General features: G+C 42.2%; 15 protein-coding genes, 1 tRNA gene and 1 pseudogene. 9 read left to right on the top strand and 8 right to left on the bottom strand.

The genetic code is table 11. The features are described from left to right. The 3 genes from LX64_RS04655 (at nucleotide 1) to LX64_RS04645 (ending at nucleotide 3,641) form a co-directional block, all read left to right on the top strand. Nucleotides 1-1,593, top strand: coding sequence for a RagB/SusD family nutrient uptake outer membrane protein (locus LX64_RS04655; RefSeq protein ID WP_111596467.1), 1,593 nt, complete (start codon nucleotides 1-3; stop codon nucleotides 1,591-1,593). Nucleotides 1,594-2,416: 823 nt separating this feature from the next. Next, nucleotides 2,417-3,403, top strand: coding sequence for a metallophosphoesterase (locus tag LX64_RS04650; protein WP_111596466.1), 987 nt, complete (start codon nucleotides 2,417-2,419; stop codon nucleotides 3,401-3,403). Between the two features lie 162 nt (nucleotides 3,404-3,565). Further along, nucleotides 3,566-3,641, top strand: a tRNA-Lys gene (locus tag LX64_RS04645). Between the two features lie 526 nt (nucleotides 3,642-4,167). Here the strand turns inward: LX64_RS04645 and LX64_RS26435 are convergent. Beyond that, nucleotides 4,168-5,154 (bottom strand): annotated as a pseudogene (locus LX64_RS26435) (recombinase family protein); the annotation flags it as partial. After that, nucleotides 5,141-5,293, bottom strand: coding sequence for a hypothetical protein (locus LX64_RS25950; RefSeq protein WP_158538526.1), 153 nt, complete (start codon nucleotides 5,291-5,293; stop codon nucleotides 5,141-5,143). The pseudogene LX64_RS26435 and the gene LX64_RS25950, both read right to left, overlap by 14 nt. A gap of 783 nt (nucleotides 5,294-6,076) precedes the next feature. On the opposite strand from LX64_RS25950, the gene LX64_RS04630 reads away from it, so the two are divergent. Both LX64_RS04630 and LX64_RS04625 read left to right on the top strand, forming a co-directional pair. Then, nucleotides 6,077-6,928, top strand: a complete 852-nt coding sequence (locus LX64_RS04630) for a hypothetical protein (RefSeq protein WP_148707196.1) — start codon at nucleotides 6,077-6,079, stop codon at nucleotides 6,926-6,928. 27 nt (nucleotides 6,929-6,955) lie between these two features. Continuing rightward, the gene (locus LX64_RS04625) at nucleotides 6,956-8,191 is read left to right on the top strand and encodes an SEC-C domain-containing protein (RefSeq protein WP_111596463.1); all 1,236 of its coding nucleotides are present in this window, start codon (nucleotides 6,956-6,958) and stop codon (nucleotides 8,189-8,191) included. 77 nt (nucleotides 8,192-8,268) lie between these two features. Here LX64_RS04625 and LX64_RS04620 read toward each other — a convergent pair whose 3' ends face one another. Further along, nucleotides 8,269-8,574, bottom strand: coding sequence for a hypothetical protein (locus LX64_RS04620; RefSeq protein ID WP_111596462.1), 306 nt, complete (start codon nucleotides 8,572-8,574; stop codon nucleotides 8,269-8,271). A 250-nt stretch (nucleotides 8,575-8,824) separates the two neighbouring features. Between LX64_RS04620 and LX64_RS04615 the strand changes: the two genes are divergently transcribed. After that, on the top strand, nucleotides 8,825-9,040 hold the full coding sequence (locus LX64_RS04615; RefSeq protein WP_111596461.1) for a hypothetical protein: 216 nt from the start codon (nucleotides 8,825-8,827) through the stop codon (nucleotides 9,038-9,040). Nucleotides 9,041-9,259: 219 nt separating this feature from the next. On the opposite strand, the gene LX64_RS04610 is transcribed toward LX64_RS04615, so the two are convergent. The 5 genes from LX64_RS04610 to LX64_RS04590 all read right to left on the bottom strand — a co-directional run bounded on the left by LX64_RS04610 (nucleotide 9,260) and on the right by LX64_RS04590 (nucleotide 12,974). Continuing rightward, complete coding sequence (locus LX64_RS04610) at nucleotides 9,260-10,057, bottom strand: SDR family NAD(P)-dependent oxidoreductase (protein ID WP_111596460.1); 798 nt, start codon at nucleotides 10,055-10,057, stop codon at nucleotides 9,260-9,262. A gap of 11 nt (nucleotides 10,058-10,068) precedes the next feature. Further along, nucleotides 10,069-10,893 carry a helix-turn-helix domain-containing protein gene (locus LX64_RS04605; protein ID WP_245952552.1) on the bottom strand — a complete coding sequence of 275 codons (825 nt, stop codon included), beginning with the start codon at nucleotides 10,891-10,893 and terminating at the stop codon, nucleotides 10,069-10,071. A gap of 219 nt (nucleotides 10,894-11,112) precedes the next feature. Further along, nucleotides 11,113-12,171 carry a hypothetical protein gene (locus LX64_RS04600; RefSeq protein WP_111596459.1) on the bottom strand — a complete coding sequence of 353 codons (1,059 nt, stop codon included), beginning with the start codon at nucleotides 12,169-12,171 and terminating at the stop codon, nucleotides 11,113-11,115. Between the two features lie 86 nt (nucleotides 12,172-12,257). After that, nucleotides 12,258-12,716, bottom strand: a complete 459-nt coding sequence (locus LX64_RS04595; RefSeq protein ID WP_111596458.1) for a hypothetical protein — start codon at nucleotides 12,714-12,716, stop codon at nucleotides 12,258-12,260. Between the two features lie 75 nt (nucleotides 12,717-12,791). Continuing rightward, nucleotides 12,792-12,974: a hypothetical protein gene (locus tag LX64_RS04590; RefSeq protein ID WP_111596457.1), complete on the bottom strand. Its 183-nt coding sequence runs from the start codon at nucleotides 12,972-12,974 to the stop codon at nucleotides 12,792-12,794. Nucleotides 12,975-13,245: 271 nt separating this feature from the next. Between LX64_RS04590 and LX64_RS04585 the strand changes: the two genes are divergently transcribed. From LX64_RS04585 to LX64_RS04575, 3 genes are read left to right on the top strand one after another with little or no spacing between them, the layout of a single operon-like run. Continuing rightward, entirely contained in the window at nucleotides 13,246-13,812 is a 567-nt protein-coding gene (locus tag LX64_RS04585; protein ID WP_111596456.1) for an RNA polymerase sigma-70 factor, read from the top strand. 37 nt (nucleotides 13,813-13,849) lie between these two features. Then, the gene (locus LX64_RS04580) at nucleotides 13,850-14,473 is read left to right on the top strand and encodes a hypothetical protein (protein ID WP_148707195.1); all 624 of its coding nucleotides are present in this window, start codon (nucleotides 13,850-13,852) and stop codon (nucleotides 14,471-14,473) included. 11 nt (nucleotides 14,474-14,484) lie between these two features. Beyond that, the gene (locus LX64_RS04575; RefSeq protein WP_111596454.1) at nucleotides 14,485-16,851 is read left to right on the top strand and encodes a TonB-dependent receptor; all 2,367 of its coding nucleotides are present in this window, start codon (nucleotides 14,485-14,487) and stop codon (nucleotides 16,849-16,851) included. Nucleotides 16,852-16,857: the final 6 nt, after the last annotated feature.

Genomic DNA, 16,857 nt, shown 5'->3' with positions numbered 1-16,857 from the left:
ATGAAAAAGATTTTATTATATAGCGCAATATGTGGAGCCGCATTCTTGTCAGCCTGTACAAAGCTGGATGTGAATGTTGAATCCGAATACGTAGATAGCAACTTCCCGAACACCCCCGAGAGCTTCCTCGCGGCATCGGGCCCTATTTATTCTCAATTAGCAACGGCGTATGCCATCGATTACTGGCGATTACAAGAATTATCGACCGACGAAGCCATCATCCCGGCCCGCGACGGTAACTACGATGATGGTGGGCAGTACCGTTTCTTACACTTGCATACTTACACGAAAGACCATCCTACGGTACGTAATGTATGGCAGTGGGGTTTCACGGGTATTAATACATGTAACAGGGTGTACGAGATGTTTGAGAACGCATCGAACATACCGGCGAAAGCCACTTCAATGGCAGAAGTACGTGCTATGCGCGCTTTGTATTACTTCTTCATGATGGATTTGTATGGCAATATTCCTTTGATTACAAAGTTCAAGAATACCGAGTTGCCGAAGCAAGCGAGTAGGGCAGAGATCTTTGCTTTTATCGAGAAAGAATTGAAAGAAGTAGCGCCTTTGTTAAGCGTGAATACTGGCCAGGTAACGTATTCCCGTCCTACTAAATGGATGGCATTTGCCCTTTTGCAGAAGATGTATTTGAACGCAGAGGTGTACATCAACAAAAACATGAACAACGAATCGGTAGCCATGGCGGATAGCATCCTCAAAGGCAACAAGTACAGTTTAACGAGCGATTACATCTCGATTTTCGCGGCGGAAAATGGTCCTCAAATTACTGAAACCATCTTCGCCATCCCTTACGATGCGAATATTATCGAGGGAAACCAATTTGCCCGTTTCGGGTTGCATACAGGCTTACAGGCGAAGTATTCTTTACCATTCCGTCCTAGTATTGCCATGAGCACCATCAAATCGTTCTACGAGAAATTCAACCTCCCGAACGACGTACGTAACAATACATGGTTAGCCGGTAAGCAATATAACTTCGACGGAACACCCATTTACATCACCACTACCAACAAAGGTTTAGATGATACGTATAACGGTCCTGATCCAGCCGCTACCATCAAATGGCAATTAGAGTTCTCACCAGAAATGCCATTAAAGAAAGTAGAAACCATGGACGTGGGCAACGATGAACTAGGCAAGGCCCGCGGCGTAAGAAGCATCAAATACTATCCCGACAAGAACACGAACCCAAGCACCCGTAACTCCAACAACGACGTGCCTGTATTCCGCCTTGCCGACGTATACCTGATGAAAGCCGAAGCCATCCTCCGCGGCGCCACTGCTACCACTATAGCCGGCGAATTACAAACCGCCGACGTATTGGTTACCAAAATCCGCCTCCGCGCTAAAACCGACGCAGCCACCGGCATCACCCTCGACGGCTTGCTAGAAGAAAGAGCCCGCGAAATGGCCTGGGAAGCCTGGAGAAGAAACGACATGATCCGCTTTGGTAAATACGAAGACGCATGGGGTTACAAGAATGATAAAGATACCCGCAAACGCATCTACCCGATTCCTGCCAACGAGATTACGTTGAATGGGAACTTGATACAGAATCCGAGTTATTAATATTGAAGGTGTACCTGCTTAATTGGGGTGGGTACACCTTTTTTAGTTTTTGTAGGGATAGCTTATTGTAGTGTTAATGTTGCTGGTTGAATGGTGGAGAATGGAAACTTTGGATTGGTGATTGAGTGGAACTATTTTATGATATAGGTTGAATGATGGGAGAAAGGGCCTTTGTATTGGTAAGGATTAAAGAGTGATTGAAATGGAGTTTTGGGCAAAACATTCTATCATGATGGATGATTACTGCGTGTAGAGGTGTTTTTCAATATGAAAGCATAGGCGGTACTATTCTATGATATTAGGATTAGGTTGGACGATGGGAGAATGGAAGCGTGGGTATTGTTGAGAAATAGAAGATTGATTATAATGGTGTTTTGGCAATATGTATGCTTAGGTAAAACATTCTATCAGGATGGGAAAATAGATGAATGATTAGTGAGAGTAGAGGTGTTTTCCAATATGAAATTTTATGAGGCACTATTCTATCATCTTAGTATTAGGTTGGATGATGGGAGAATGGAGCCTTTGTAATAGTGAGGAAATACAGGTTTGTGCCTAAGTAGGGTACTTTCTTAATACCAGTTCACTGTAGTTCAAATGGTTGAATTGGGCCCTGTGCAACTACAACTCATTTAAAAGCAGGTGTTGCCTCAATAACGACACTAATTGCCTTCGTTACAAAAGTCCTAGTAGTATGGATGAATTGTTTAGGTTGAATTTATGGGAAGTTCTTAATAGGTATAGCATATACATTCTTACCATTGTTGCTTTGATGAGTATGCTATCAATCGATATTGTTATTTAAACGAAATGTGAATTGTTTATGAAGAAGATATTGCTGATTTTCATCTTGTTAGGTGTGAGTATTTGTACTTTATTGGCACAAACAAAAAAGTACCAAGCAGAGTATGATAAAGGGTACCGTGGTGGTTTTATCAAAGGGCAGTTAAGCCGGGATAATGCCTTGGAGTTTGCGGTAATTGGAGATTTTGGTCGTGGTGGCGAGTATTTCCAAAAGGATGTTGCTTCGACCTTAGCGCAGGCAGTTACGGGTATGAATGCCAATTTTATCATCGCTACGGGCGATAATATTTATCCTGATGGGGTGGCTAGTACGCAAGATCCGTTATGGAACTTGTCGTTCGAAAATGTATTCTACCAGTATCCATTACACCGGGCATGGTATGCCGTATTGGGTAACCATGATTACCACGGTAATGCGCAAGCCCAAGTGGATTATACAAAAGTGAGCCAGCGTTGGCATATGCCGGCACGTTATTATTCTTTCAAAAAGAAGATCGCCGGTGGCGCCGAAGCATTATTTATATTCCTGGATACCAATCCCCTCGATCCGGAAGCTTACAGTTCTAGTTATAGTAAAGAGTTAATAGGACAAGACTCCATCGCGCAGAAACGTTGGTTAGAAGAAACGCTATCCGATACAAGTAGTAACATTCGTTGGAAGATCGTGGTAGCGCATCATCCATGCTATACTTCCGGTAACCGTGCTTTGAACAAACCGTACATACGTAACTCACTCGAACCAATCTTCGAAAAGTACAAGGTAGACATGTATATCAGCGGTCATGAGCACCATTTGCAATATTACCACCCGAAGGGCAAGTACACCCACCACTTTATCAGCGGCGCTGGCTCCGAAGCCAATGAAAAGATGCACCCCCGCGGCGAGTATGATTTCTTCGCCCCTATACAGGGTTTTATGACGTTTTCGGTGTTGCCGGGCAATGTACAGGTGCAGGTTATTAGTCGGAAAGGAGAGGTGTTGAAGACGATTGTGGTGGAGAAGTAATTGATGCAACATTCTGCTGGTTTGGGATGTTGTTTTTTGGCATGATTGGGATGTATGCGAATTAGGGCAATTAAGTTTTTTTTGAAAAAATCTTTATAAACGCTTGGTAATGATAATCTTTTTATTACCTTTGCACCCCACGATGATGATATGGTCATCGATGATTCCGTAGCTCAGTTGGTAGAGCAATACACTTTTAATGTATGGGCCCTGGGTTCGAGTCCCAGCGGGATCACCAGATGGGACAAGTCCGAAATTGACGGATTTGTCCCATTTTCTTTTTCTACGGAAGCCTTATCCAGACCGCATATTAGCTGAACCGCATAATTTATTCTTGTGGTTCGATATGCGTCACCGGAAAAAGTGAGTTTTTCGGGAAATATCGAACCAATGATCTGCCGCCGCTGTTCAATATCAGCATTTTCAAAGATTGTGTCCAATACAGAAATGTTTGCCATGCCTTTTTCGAGGATGGTTTCAATATTATGTGTTTTTTTGGGCATTCCCGCGAGGCTATCCTCTAATTTTGCAATCGCCTTTTCGTATTCTTCCTTGCTTTCTTTAAAATCTCCCGGTGTTATCTGCTGCTGAAATAGCAGTTTTCTAGCTTCTCGTATTAATTCTGTATAAGCATCGATTTGATTTAGTAGACGATCTCTTTCCTCGCTGATACCCTTAGTTTGTGCTACAAAATAGTATTCCAGCGCTGGGCGGAAAAGCTGATTGTATGGTGATCGTGGCACATATTTACGAAGCTCTTTTGCAAAGAGACTATTTGCACGTTCTGCCGGGAAGCGACAGCCGCACGAAGTAATGCAGTGATAGTAATGGTAGTGACGATTTCTTCCCTTTGATGCGCTGCCAGTTAAGACCCTACCGCAACGGGGGCATAGGAGAAAACCGCGTAGGGGCAATTGATCGTCAACAACAATTTTTGTGCGCTGCTTTTTACGCCGTCCATCAAGTATTTCCTGAACGAGATAGAATAAAGTAGAGGAAATGATGCCTTCATGTTTGCCCTGTACAAAGATGCTTTCTTCATCCCGGTATTTAGGGACGTGTATTTTACCACAATACACAGGATTTCGTATTGCTACCCAAAAATTGTTTTTGCTGCATTTTAAGCCCCGTTTACGGGCCATTTGCAAGATTTGTTCGGTGTTGTATTGGCAGGTAGCAATTTCCTCAAAAGCCCATTTCATGATACTTGCCTCCGGGTCTTTGGGGCAGATGTATTTTGATTTTCCTGATTCGTCTGTTTTATTCTGGTAGCCAATGGGGGCCGTTCCCATCCATCTACCTTCCTTTCGTGCGCGGCGCATACCATAGAAAACATTAAGCGCACGGCGATCATTCTCTGCTTCGGGTACGGCGAGGTACACAGCCATCATGATTTTGCTTTCGGGGACGGTCATGTCCAGCGGTTGCTCTATAGCTTGCGGCTCTATATTGAGTTTTCTGATAGTACTAATCATTTGATAGGCGTCTCCCGCATTACGCGAGAATCTGTCCCATTTCGTAAATAGCACAAAATCAACCTGGTTTCTGGTCTTTCGCCAATCGGTAAGCAATTTGTTCCACTGTGGGCGATTAAAGGTTTTCGCGCTGTGATCTTCAAAAATTGTATGGCGCACCTGGATGAAATTATGATCGCAATATTTTCTCAAAACTTCCTCCTGGTATCTTTGAGAAAATCCCTTATCGCGCTGATCATCTGTGCTTACTCGAATATATAAGTCAGCAATCTTCATGGTCTAAAATTTCGGTGATTGTAATTTCTGCAAGCCGGTAGATAATTTCAAGAATAGCCACGGCATCTTCCAGAGTGACCGCAATGCCTTGTTCACTCAGGATTTTTACCGCCATTTCAGGCGTCATTTTTTTGTTCATAACACACTCATGTTCATACGTCACAAAATCCAAGTGCTACGAGGGATGATACAAATTTACAAAGGTTATGAAGGCAAAAGAACGCTCATAAATGGAGCAGAGGCAGTGCATCACGGGCAAGATGTATCAAAGTGTTACAAAGGTTTAAAATTTAGAAAATGTTTAAAAAATGGGTGGTGGTTTTGAAAACAGAAAACGATTTACAGCGGCTTAGGAGGATTTTTCTTTGCTTTTTCGCGCAATCTGATAATGTCCTGTATATCTTTTACTATCCTCTCGTCAAATAGTATTTTCATTCGCGGGTTTTGGGCGATGAAGTCTTTTTTTTCTTTCTCCATCAGAATATTATACAGATGTTCGTAAAGGGCGAAGTAATACCCAATTTGGAAGATTAGTAGCTCCCGTTGTATTTTTTGGACAAAGGTTTTCTTTTGTATGACGTTGAACGCAGAAATACGTTTACCAAGATCATACAAGTGGGTTTCTATAAATTTCAATCGTTGCCTAAGCTGTATAAGTGATAGGCTCGTAAATTTCCTACTGCGGACTAATTGAGGGAGAACTACCATCGTTTTGCAATCTGTACTAGAAAAATACGTGAAGTATGGAATTTAAAAGGGAATAGCCAGTTGACTTTTACCGTAACAAGATTGACTTTTACCAGCATCGAGAATAGTAACGCCTATGATGTTGCTTGAGATATTTAAAAATATCGTATATTATGAAGTGTTTCCGATTCCGAGTATTAGAAATGAATTTTATTTAAATTATATTGAAATAGTTATGAAAGGCGAGCAAAAAAACCTTACCGTTCCTGAAGTAGCAGTTAGATCATCAATTCAAATTTTTTTAGCGGCTAAAACTGATATGAAACCGATAGGCTTTGGCAGCGGTTGCATCCTTTTTCATCGTGATAGGTATTTCCTCGTTTCAGTACGCCATGTCACCGAGGATGATACCTTAGGAACTTACCTAGAAACAGGTATTCCTTCCGAAGAAGAAGGCAAGCCTGGGTTTATGTTGAAACCTATGGGTGGTCTTTGTTATTTTGATTTGTACAAAGTTTCCAATGCTAAAGAAATAAAGGAACTTGATGATCTTTTCAAAGCTGGGGAAAAGATGGATATTACCTTTGCTGAGATTAAGGAGAATTTTGAACTTCGACAAGAAGAATTGGATTTTAAAGCATTTAAAATTTCGCAAGGTCACAAGATGATTCTTGATAGTCGCAATATCGTTGAACCTTCACCTGAAAAAACATATTGCTTCTTTGGTCGAATTAGACCAGATTATTCTGGAATGCAGCTTAAAATGGAAAATACATTTAAGCATAGTATAAAGTTCCACGGAACCAATAAGAGCTTTCAATTATTCGTTTCGCCACAGGTTATCACTGATAAATATGACTACAAAGGATGCAGCGGAGCGCCAATAGTAGATAGTGACGGCTTTCTTGTCGGATTAGTCAGTAAAGTTTTAGTCCCAAGTAAAGTGATTTATGGATTTTCATTCATCGAGTGCATAAAACTTCTTGATCTAGCTATTGATACGGGCATGTTAAGTAATGAGATTCCTATAGCTCCGCAACCTATCATTCCAAAAGAAGCGAGCGATACCGATATGGAAAATATATAATCGATAGAAATGGCTTAAAAGAGTATTATGTCAATATCAATTATTTTAGATAAATCCTCTTTCCAGATGCTCAATCCGGAGGAGATTAATATGTTGCATAACTATTTTCTACCAAATATTACACCTGTCCTTGTGATGGAAGTTTTGGGTGATTTGAAGAAAGACGAAAGTGAGGGCAAATCTTCAAAAGAATCTGTTGTGAAGCTGGCTAGAAAACTGCTACCACACAATTCTGCCGTTAATATTCATTATTCCAAGTTGATAGAAATGGATTTATTGGGAGATATGGTGAACATTGATAACCGTCCGATAGTTGGAGAAATTACAACGAAAGAAAGTACAACTGGGCTAAGAGGATTTCATATTGAAGATTCGGCGGAGGAGAAAGCATTAGGTAAATGGAGGACTGGAGAGTTTTCAACTACAGATGAGCTAGTCGCTAAACTGTGGAGAGAGGTTACTACTCAAAAGGATATTTTGGAAAATTTACAACAGCAGCTAAAGAAAGGTGATGCAGGAAGCCCACCACTAAAATCGCTCCAAGAGGTAAAGAATTATGTAGATCAAATCATGGCTGACCCGCAGAACCAAACAGGTATTTTGAAGTTTTGTATTGCAGAGTTTGGCATCAGTGCGGAATCCGCCGCGGTCATTTTTGCAAGGTGGGAACAACAACCGGAGAAGAAATTTAGTAGTTTCGCTCCTTATGCTTTTTACTGTTGCTTAGTGAAGCTGTTCTTTTACATAGGATTAAAAAACCATCTTATCGGAACTCGACCAACAAATCATGTTGATCTACAATATTTGTACTATCTGCCATTTTGTTTAATTTTTTCCTCGAATGACAAGTTCCATAAGTCTGTAATTGAATTACTGGTTGGTGAAAGGCATACTTTCATTTCTGGCGACCAATTGAAAAAGGGGTTACAGGAAGCTATTGGCTATAGATCAACATTATCTGAAAGGAAAGATATTGATCGAACATTGAAGGAACCGCCACGCGTTCCGGATTTCATAATTTACAAGTTATGGAACAAGTATTTAGCATGGCCGCCGAAATTTGAAAGAAAGATTTCTGACCAAGAAATTGAGGAACAGAAAAAGAAGATCGACGAGTTTATCGCAGCCAGTAATACACCTGGAATGCAGGATGCTATTGATAATCCAGACTTCGTTGTGAAAAAGTATTTTATCACGCTGAATGACCCTTGCCCTTGTGGTAGCGGCAAAAAATTCGCGGAGTGTCATCACAAGCAGCAATAACATACTCAGGTGGCCCTTTCGACCGGTAGTTTATGACCGGTCGAAAGCGCACCGCAATTTCGGTCAACTGTGGCTAATTAGTTTTTTTTTACTATTAGCCCTTCCTTTGATGGGTTATTTAAAACGGACTGTAATACTGCGTCCACAATATCCTGTACGTCCTGCTTTATAATCTCGTAGTTGTCCATTATGTCTTCCCTGGTCACCGCCTTTACTACTGGTATAGGCAGGTAGGATTCTTTCTCAACTTTAAGGGCTAGATCATGAACTAAAACGCGGGCGTGGAATCGTTTTAGTTCTATCGGCTGTTGCGGTGTGTCGGCACAAATGCCGACGAACTCACCTGCTGAAAGATTTGAAATTGTACTAACAGGTACCGCCATTTCCAATTGCTTGCTTTGTATTGAAACACAGAAAAGGACTAGTATTTACATGCTGTGGTGTGCTATAAGGTAGTTTGTTGTCATAACCCGGTATTTATTATTAGACCCTTCATGCAGCTGAACGATAGCGAACTGTCAATTGAAATGGCATTTAATATGGCATCAATATCTCAACAGTTGAAACACTTACCAAATGTATTAACTAGTCATATTGAAATCCCCAAAAGATATCAATATCAAATTTTTGGATATGGAAAAAAGTAACCCACTATCAACGAAAAATAGCAGAATATTTCTTACTGCCAAAGACTTAATGGCCATCACAGGATTTAAAGAACGTGCCACCCGCAACCTAATTGCGCGTATCAAAAAGAAACTAGGGATCAATGATTTCACCCCCTTAACAATTTTTGATGTTGCTGACGAACTAAGGGTTACCCCGGATGAATTAAAGAAATATTTATGAAGAATAGGATGATATACCAGTGGGCTTATGTAATCATCTCGATATCTTATGATCCTTTTCTAATTGATATTCTTTCGAAGGTATTTTTGGGTCACTTGGGTATGATAAGATGGATAGTCTTTTACAAGCAGGTGGGAGGCATACTTGAATCAAAATAAGTACAAATTAAACAGCTAAAGGACAACATATTGCCATCCTTTAGCGTTCAACCAAACATCCCTACAAACACCGAATCGTACCACCATCCACTCTCAATACAGCCCCGCTAATATAATCCGCATACCTACTGCACAAATACGTAACAGCACCGGCAATCTCTTCCGGTTCTCCAAATCTCCCGGTATCATTAGGAATTAAATCCTGCACAGCTTTATACTTAATTTCTTCCAAATCAGTACCCCAACCAAACTTCGGTGCAGCTTGTTGCAACCATTCTTCCACCATGGGATTCATAATCGCGCCGGGCGATACTACGTTTGATGTAATCCCCGTTTCTTTCAATTGCCTAGCCAACGATACCGACATATTATGCCGTGCCGCCAAAGTAGCGTTATAATGGGGTTGCTCCTTAATAGGCTGAATCGCAAGCCCGCCGCCAATATGAATCACGCGGCCCCATCCTTGTAGCTTCATTTGTGGCACAATACGTTGTATCATTCTTACGTAGGCTACTACGTTGGTATTGTAGATATCTAACCAATCTTCAGCACTGGCTTCCCCCCACGATTGATGGGAAGTAGCACCCGCATTGTTCACCAGGATATCAATTGGCCCGGATTGTAATGCAGCGGCCGCCACAGCATCTGCACCTTCATTCGTAGATAAATCGCCTATTGCTACCTCGGCTAACCCGCCGGATTGGATTATGCTGCCGGCGACCTGTTCGGCACGTTCACGGTTACGACCATGAATAATAACAGTAGCCCCTTCACGTGCTAACATCTTGGCAATAGCTTCGCCTAAACCGGAACTAGACCCGGTTACCAGGGCTCTTTTGCCCTTTAATTGTGTATCCATTATGTTAATTTTTATGACTTGTTTAGATGCCTATTCGGCGCATGGCCGTATGCTTTTTTATAAGCATGGGAGAAATGGGAGAGATCTTCAAACCCAAGATCGAGGTATATATTAGACGGCTTTTCGTTTTTCTCTTCTAAGAGGAACTTAGCAGCTTGTAATCTTTTTTCCAATAACCACTTACCGGGTGATGTATGGTATAACTTTTCGAAATCGCGCTTAAACCCCGATAAGCTACGCCCTGTTAGATATGCAAAGCGCTCCAACGGCACGTTATAACGGAAATGGTTATTCATGAATGCCTGTAAATCTAACTTACCCGGTTCACTAAAATCGAAGAGAATATCCTTCAACCTCGGCTCGTTTTTGATTAATAACAATACAAGCTCCCGTGTTTTCAGGGCTATTATCTGCGGATCGGGTTGTTGCAAATGCAAGTACGGCCGTAATGAATCGACATAGCCTTGTAAGAGGTTCCCGGGCTGAAGCAACACCGGGGCACCTGGATTACTAGGATGTGTTTTATGTAGCCCATATTGCTCGCTCATGTCTTGTAACGTAAACTGGTCGATATGCACGGCTATAGACTGGAAAATGCCGCTTACCGGGGTTTTTACATACCTCGCCAACTGGTTTCTTGTAAAGAAACGGTAATCGCCTTCCCCGAATGCATACTTATTACCAGCTACCCAAATATCCTGCTTACCCGCTATGATATAACTGAATATATGGTCTGTTACAAATGCCTCGCCTTCCATTTGCGCGTTTGTATACGCATTGAATAGAATTTGTGGCGCTGTAAGTGCTTCCTTAAGTTGTTTGTGATGCTCTTCCATACGATCCGTTTAAAAAGTGGTTACCTACATATAACAGTATTTGCTACGTAGGTTGTTGTGTTATTTCGATCACAAAGTTCCGCATTTTGGAATGGGATAGGTTGGCCATAAAGTCCAAATTACTTGGTTGTAAAGTCCAGGGTTAGGGATATTGGAGTAGGAAAAGGGAGAGGTGAAAAAAAGTGCCCCCAAACCTGGAGGCACCTCAATAAAAGTTTATCAAACCGGCAAATCATAACTTCTTAATTCACCATCACCGGTTGTTAATAATAACTGGTGGTGTATAAGAATAACGTTGATGATATTGCTGCTATAATCGTAAATATAATCTGGGTTGCTCGTTGGATTGCCATCCATGTTGTAAGCTGTAAACTCGATACCTGCTGGCATTACTTCCGCCTTACAAAGTAAATCGGCCCTGTTTAACAAAAGTAATCTACCGAATTGTGATACAACCAGGATATGCGCGTTATCAATAAAGTAAACTGTATAGTTGATATTATCGGGTTCCGAAGCAGGGAAATCTTTACTACCATCGAAAATAGCATCTTGCTCTTGGCTGGCTATTTCAACAATTTCCGGGAAGGAGTAAACCTTTAGCGGTCCATCATAATGTGGTGCCATCACGAATTCTTTCCCCGATGGTGCAAAGTTACCAAAGATCATATCGGCACATTGCGTTAATTCAACGAAGGAAATACGGCCGTTTTGAAGCGCCAATTGCATTAACACGGTTTCTTCCTGTCCCGCAGCTGCTTCGAGGAAAATTACATCGTTACTAGGTGTAGCGTGGAAAGTATAAGTATATTGTTGACTATCCAACAGCGGGTAGCTGGCAATCACCTCGAAAGTAGTAGCGTCCATTACCTGTAACTTGTCGGTAGCTTCTTCCTCACCTGGGATCACGTACCAAATGGTTTGGTTGTCGGTAGAAAAATAGCAAGCTGCGCCTAAAAACCAGTTCCACGATGGATGTTCTACGGTGTGAAGCACTTGGGTGCCTTCCGCATCAAGAATGCGCAAATCTGTCATCCCGGCAATGGCAATAAGGCGACCATCAGAAGAGGCAGATAGTTTACTGCTTACATACTTTACATTGTGCCCTTGCATGATTTTCTCCCAAACGATCTCGAGTTGAGCGCTTAATTTGGTAATCAGTGGCTGGCTGGCAAAGTTCATTAAAATCTCGCTATTCGGCAATGGTACTACGTTTACTGGGTTAGCAGTAAAGGTGAGCTTATGCTTTAGCGGCAGGTTTATATGCGAAAATTGACTCATGTATTTTGTTTATAACCGCCGCAAAGGTAAGGCACAAACAAATTTCTTGGTCAACCTACCTATGGTGGGAAGATTAAAATTAGAAATTAATAAATATCGAGGATAGCTACTTTCCCTTTAAACTCAATTTCATCGCCCACTTTTTTCTTGGCTAATTGTAATGCTAAAGGTGATGAGGGGGAAAGAAAGATAATGGTTGCTTTATTGACCAATTGTTTGCCAAGCCCAGCACCAATGAAGAAGAGGGTAGTGGTGGTTTGAATGAACGCCCCTGCCGTAGGTAGCTGGTAAATCGTTTGTACATTAATGGCCCGCAAGGCATGTAGTTCTTGCTGGTGCGCCAACAATTGCCTTGCATGCATATCCTTTTCCATGTGGCTCATCGCCCGCGCTGTTTCGTATTTATCACCAGCCGAACTTTTACTTTCATTGTTGGCCGCCGCTTGCGCTTCGTTCATGGCTTGCTGAGTAGTAGCAATACGATCCAGCAATACCTGTTCACAATATTGTTTCAGTAAAAGCTTATAGGCAATCTTCTCTTCCATAAAATTTCGTTAATAAGCCAAAACACAAAATAACCAACGGGCTAGGCATTTCACCCAACCCGTTAGTATGCCGAATTATTTCTTCCGCAAATTCCTTACGATAACAGTTACGGCCACTAGTAAAGTAATACCGTATACCACCGATAATGCCGGCTTGGCAAATGTTTTTGTTTCAAAATCGAATTGCTTATAAAGGGCTACACCAACAATGATGGCTACAATGAGCAAAACAAATGATGGTCCTTGTTTACTGTTCATAGGTTGTTTAGATTTTTTAGTTTGATCGCTTGTCGTAAAAATAAATTATTTATCATGATTTCTATCAACCGGTGCATATTTAATAAACGATAGGTAAATGAAATAATTCTCATCCCAATTTTCCGCCTACATCCCGCTATAGCCAACATTCTAGCGTACATTTCTATTTAACCATACAAATATAATTTTCCCGATTTCGCAAACATCTAACCTACACCACTAGTACTTTTGCCCTGTTTTCAACACCACAACCTGCGCACACTACAAGGGAATGCATGCACCACAAGATCATATAACAACCGAAGTCACGGAGGCTATATTCACTGCCGCCTATCAATCTTATGGCCTGCAATTACTCCGTACCAGCTTCCATGTGCTACAGGATGAACATGCCGCCCAAGAAGTGGTGCAAGATGTATTTACTTCCCTGTGGCAAAATAGAACCACCCGCCGTATAGAAGGCAATATCGAACATTACCTCGTTCGTGCAGTACGATTGAAATCGTTCCAATACCTTCGCGACAAGCTTAGTCATGCTGCCCATGAAGCGAATTACGCCCAATGTGCTATGCAATGTGAAGCAGGTACCGAAAACACGGTGCTATACCGTAACCTTTCCGAATGTATTCAAAAGGCTGTTTGTAAAATGCCCCAGCAATGCCGCGAAGTATTTACCCTCAAACGCGAGGCCGGGCTCATGAACCGGGAAATTGCCGCTAAGCTAGAGGTATCTGAGAAAACCGTGGAAAACCACATCACGCGGGCACATAAGTTCCTCAAATCCCAACTTTCTTCCTTGTTCATGGTATTTTTTCAAATTTTTTTATTGAGTCGTTAGGGGGTAAGGCTTGTTCATGGAACTAATATATAGTTACATGAATATGGACATCAACAAAGAACTATTAGAACGCTACCTCCAACAAGCATGCACACCGGCTGAAAAGCTGGCAGTAGAGGCTTGGCTTCAAGGTGCCGCGTCGCCAAACGATTCGCTTCCCTTCGAAGGAGAAAAGGCTGCGTTTGATGCCACTTGGCAACAACTATCCACCCAAGTATTACCACGAAACGGGGTAGTACCTTTTTACCGTCGCTATCGTATGGCCATTGCTGCTAGTATCGCCACGGTTATCATGGCCGGTAGTTGGATGGGCTGGCAACTCAATCACCCGAACCAGCAGCATAACAAAGCACTTAGTTATAATGCCGGGCCCGGTAGCCATGTTGCGATCGACTCATCCGGTCCATTACTCGTGCAGCTTTGCGGTATTGTAGAAATCGACAACAGCTCTTCCAACGATATTCCCGTAAACGTACAAGTGCATTGCGGCGAACACATAGGCGCTAAACAATCGATGGAATTACAGGCCGATCAATCCTACATCCTGCTAACAATGCCGAACCAAGTGATTGCTGTTAATAGAAGCCGCATGGAAGGCGTTCCCCCGGCAATCAGGAAAATCATACAAACAAAGTTGCTCCAGCAACAGCACCAATTATAAACACTTATTAAATGACCATCAGGCAATTCCTTTTTACTTTTTCCTTGTGTTTGCTAACGCTTGCTGCTGCAGCACAGCAAACAGGTGCGTGGGTGATCTCCGGTAAAATCACCGCCTCCACCAACGGGCAACCCATTCCAGGTGCCACTGTACGTATACAAAATACAAAGCTAGGTGCTGTGTCCGACGAAAATGGTACCTACACGGTTCGCGTATCTAATACAGGCAAGTACACCCTTGAAGTATCTGCCGTTGGGTTCGATCGGGCCACAAAAACCATCCAATTAACAACAAAAAATACATCAATCGATTTTACCCTGGCGCCTGGTAAAAACCTCGACGAAGTACAAGTATATGGTAAAACACAAGCACAAGTACTGAAAGAACAAGCGTTTACTATTAATGCCATCGACACAAAACAATACGCGAATACTACGGCCGACCTCAACCAAGTACTAAGCCGCACTACAGGCGTACGTGTTCGTGAACAAGGTGGTGTAGGGTCTGATTTTACGTTCTCGATCAACGGGCTCTCCGGTAAATCAGTAAAGTATTTCCTCGATGGGGTGCCTTTAGATATTATGGGCAGCACTATGAGCTTAAACAACATCCCTGTGAACTTGGCTAAACGTATCGAAGTATACAAAGGCGTAGTACCGGTAGATTATGGTTCCGATGCATTAGGTGGTATCGTAAATATCGTCACCGATCAAAGCACACAAAGGTTCCTAGATGCAAGCTATAGCTACGGTTCTTTTAATACACACAGGGCATCACTGAACGCGCAATTCAAACCCGATTCAGCCTCACCATTCATTATCCGCGTAAGTTCTTTCTACAATTACGCCGACAATAACTATACAATGCGCGGTGTAGAAGTGTGGGACGAGAAAAAATACGACTACGTAGAAAAAGATTTCAACCGCTTCCACGACCAATACCGTTCCGCTATGGGGCAAATCGAAGCGGGTGTGGTGAATAGAAAATGGGCAGATGTTTTCTTTGTCGGGTTCTCAGGTTCAGGCTACAACCAAGAACTGCAAACAGGTATCGAACAACAAATGGTGTACGGCGCCGCTGTAAGAAAAGGACATAGCTTAAACGGTTCTGTTCGTTATAAAAAAAGCAACCTCTTCACCGAAGGCTTACACCTTAACTTTTACGGTGCTATTGCTGCCGATGAAATCAACGTAGTTGATACTGCTATGCGCCGCTACCAATGGGATGGCACTTATGTAAAAGCTACCAAACCCGAAATGAGCAACGAACCAACGATCAGCAAAATTACCCGTCCTCGTCAATTCGCTCGTTTGAACATCAGCTATGATATCAACAAACAACATTCATTTAACCTAAACTATACTTTCGATCACATCCAAAACAAAAGCTATAATACGCTGAAAGAAGATCGTGATCATATCCCCAGCACTTTAGGTAAGCACGTGATAGGTATAGCTTATCAACAAACCTTCTTCGATGGTCGTTGGGCGAATACTTTCTTCGGTAAAATGTACGGTGTAGGTACGCAACAAAGCCAAGTACTGCGTTTCGATACAAATGGCGCCGTTGTATACGAGCGGTTGAAAGACTTCCAAGAAAACTACGGCTATGGTGTGGCTACTCGTTTTAAAATAACGGGAGAACTAGGCGTGAAAGCATCTTACGAACGTGCTTACCGCCTACAAGAAGCAGAAGAAATGTTTGGTAACGGCTACTTAACGGTACCTAACCTTACCCTGAAACCAGAATCGAGCAACAACTTTAACGCCGGTTTCTACTATAGCACACGCCTCGGCAAACACAACTTCTACACGGAAGCAGGTTACTTCAACCGCAATGCCGACGACTTTATTTATTACGTGCCGGCGGCAAGACGTTACGAGAATAAATCTTCCGTAAAAATCAACGGTTTCGAAGGGGAAGTAAAATACCAATATGCCGATTTAATCGGTGGTTCCTTCAACCTTAGCTACCAACGAATGATTAACAACACGCGTTTCACAAAAGCAGGCTCTACGGTACCCGATATTACTTTCGGTAATAAAGTACCGAACCAACCTTCCTTGTTCTGGAATGCCGATGTAAACATTGGTAAAAACAACTTGTTAGGTAAAGGTTCTCGCATTCAGTTGAATTGGTATACGCAATATGTACACTGGTTTTATCTTTCTTGGGAAGCATATGGTAACATCAACAGTAATCCCATCATTCCAAAACAGTTGATCCACAATGCTGTGTTAACTTACTCCATGCACGATGGTACGTATAATATCGGCGTAGAATGCCGCAACTTATCGGATGAGATTGCTTACGATAACTTCCGCTTACAAAAGCCGGGTCGTGCATTTGCTGTGAAATTGAGATACTTCATTCGATAAAATTTA

It is taken from the genome of Chitinophaga skermanii, assembly GCF_003259335.1.
Taxonomy (GTDB): Bacteria; Bacteroidota; Bacteroidia; order Chitinophagales; family Chitinophagaceae; genus Chitinophaga; species Chitinophaga skermanii.
This window is presented reverse-complemented; position numbering and strand designations above follow the sequence as displayed.

Excerpts from the sequence above, each read along its gene's own strand:
- LX64_RS04615 (WP_111596461.1), top strand. The coding sequence starts at position 8,825 with ATGGAAAAAAGTAACCCACTATCAACGAAAAATAGCAGAATATTTCTT.
- LX64_RS04610 (WP_111596460.1), bottom strand. The coding sequence starts at position 10,057 with ATGGATACACAATTAAAGGGCAAAAGAGCCCTGGTAACCGGGTCTAGT.
- LX64_RS04575 (WP_111596454.1), top strand. The coding sequence starts at position 14,485 with ATGACCATCAGGCAATTCCTTTTTACTTTTTCCTTGTGTTTGCTAACG.
- LX64_RS04655 (WP_111596467.1), top strand. The coding sequence starts at position 1 with ATGAAAAAGATTTTATTATATAGCGCAATATGTGGAGCCGCATTCTTG.
- LX64_RS04595 (WP_111596458.1), bottom strand. The coding sequence starts at position 12,716 with ATGGAAGAGAAGATTGCCTATAAGCTTTTACTGAAACAATATTGTGAA.
- LX64_RS04600 (WP_111596459.1), bottom strand. The coding sequence starts at position 12,171 with ATGAGTCAATTTTCGCATATAAACCTGCCGCTAAAGCATAAGCTCACC.
- LX64_RS04620 (WP_111596462.1), bottom strand. The coding sequence starts at position 8,574 with ATGGCGGTACCTGTTAGTACAATTTCAAATCTTTCAGCAGGTGAGTTC.
- LX64_RS04580 (WP_148707195.1), top strand. The coding sequence starts at position 13,850 with ATGAATATGGACATCAACAAAGAACTATTAGAACGCTACCTCCAACAA.
- LX64_RS25950 (WP_158538526.1), bottom strand. The coding sequence starts at position 5,293 with ATGAACAAAAAAATGACGCCTGAAATGGCGGTAAAAATCCTGAGTGAA.
- LX64_RS04625 (WP_111596463.1), top strand. The coding sequence starts at position 6,956 with ATGTCAATATCAATTATTTTAGATAAATCCTCTTTCCAGATGCTCAAT.
- LX64_RS04650 (WP_111596466.1), top strand. The coding sequence starts at position 2,417 with ATGAAGAAGATATTGCTGATTTTCATCTTGTTAGGTGTGAGTATTTGT.
- LX64_RS04585 (WP_111596456.1), top strand. The coding sequence starts at position 13,246 with ATGCATGCACCACAAGATCATATAACAACCGAAGTCACGGAGGCTATA.
- LX64_RS04630 (WP_148707196.1), top strand. The coding sequence starts at position 6,077 with ATGAAAGGCGAGCAAAAAAACCTTACCGTTCCTGAAGTAGCAGTTAGA.
- LX64_RS04605 (WP_245952552.1), bottom strand. The coding sequence starts at position 10,893 with ATGGAAGAGCATCACAAACAACTTAAGGAAGCACTTACAGCGCCACAA.
- LX64_RS04590 (WP_111596457.1), bottom strand. The coding sequence starts at position 12,974 with ATGAACAGTAAACAAGGACCATCATTTGTTTTGCTCATTGTAGCCATC.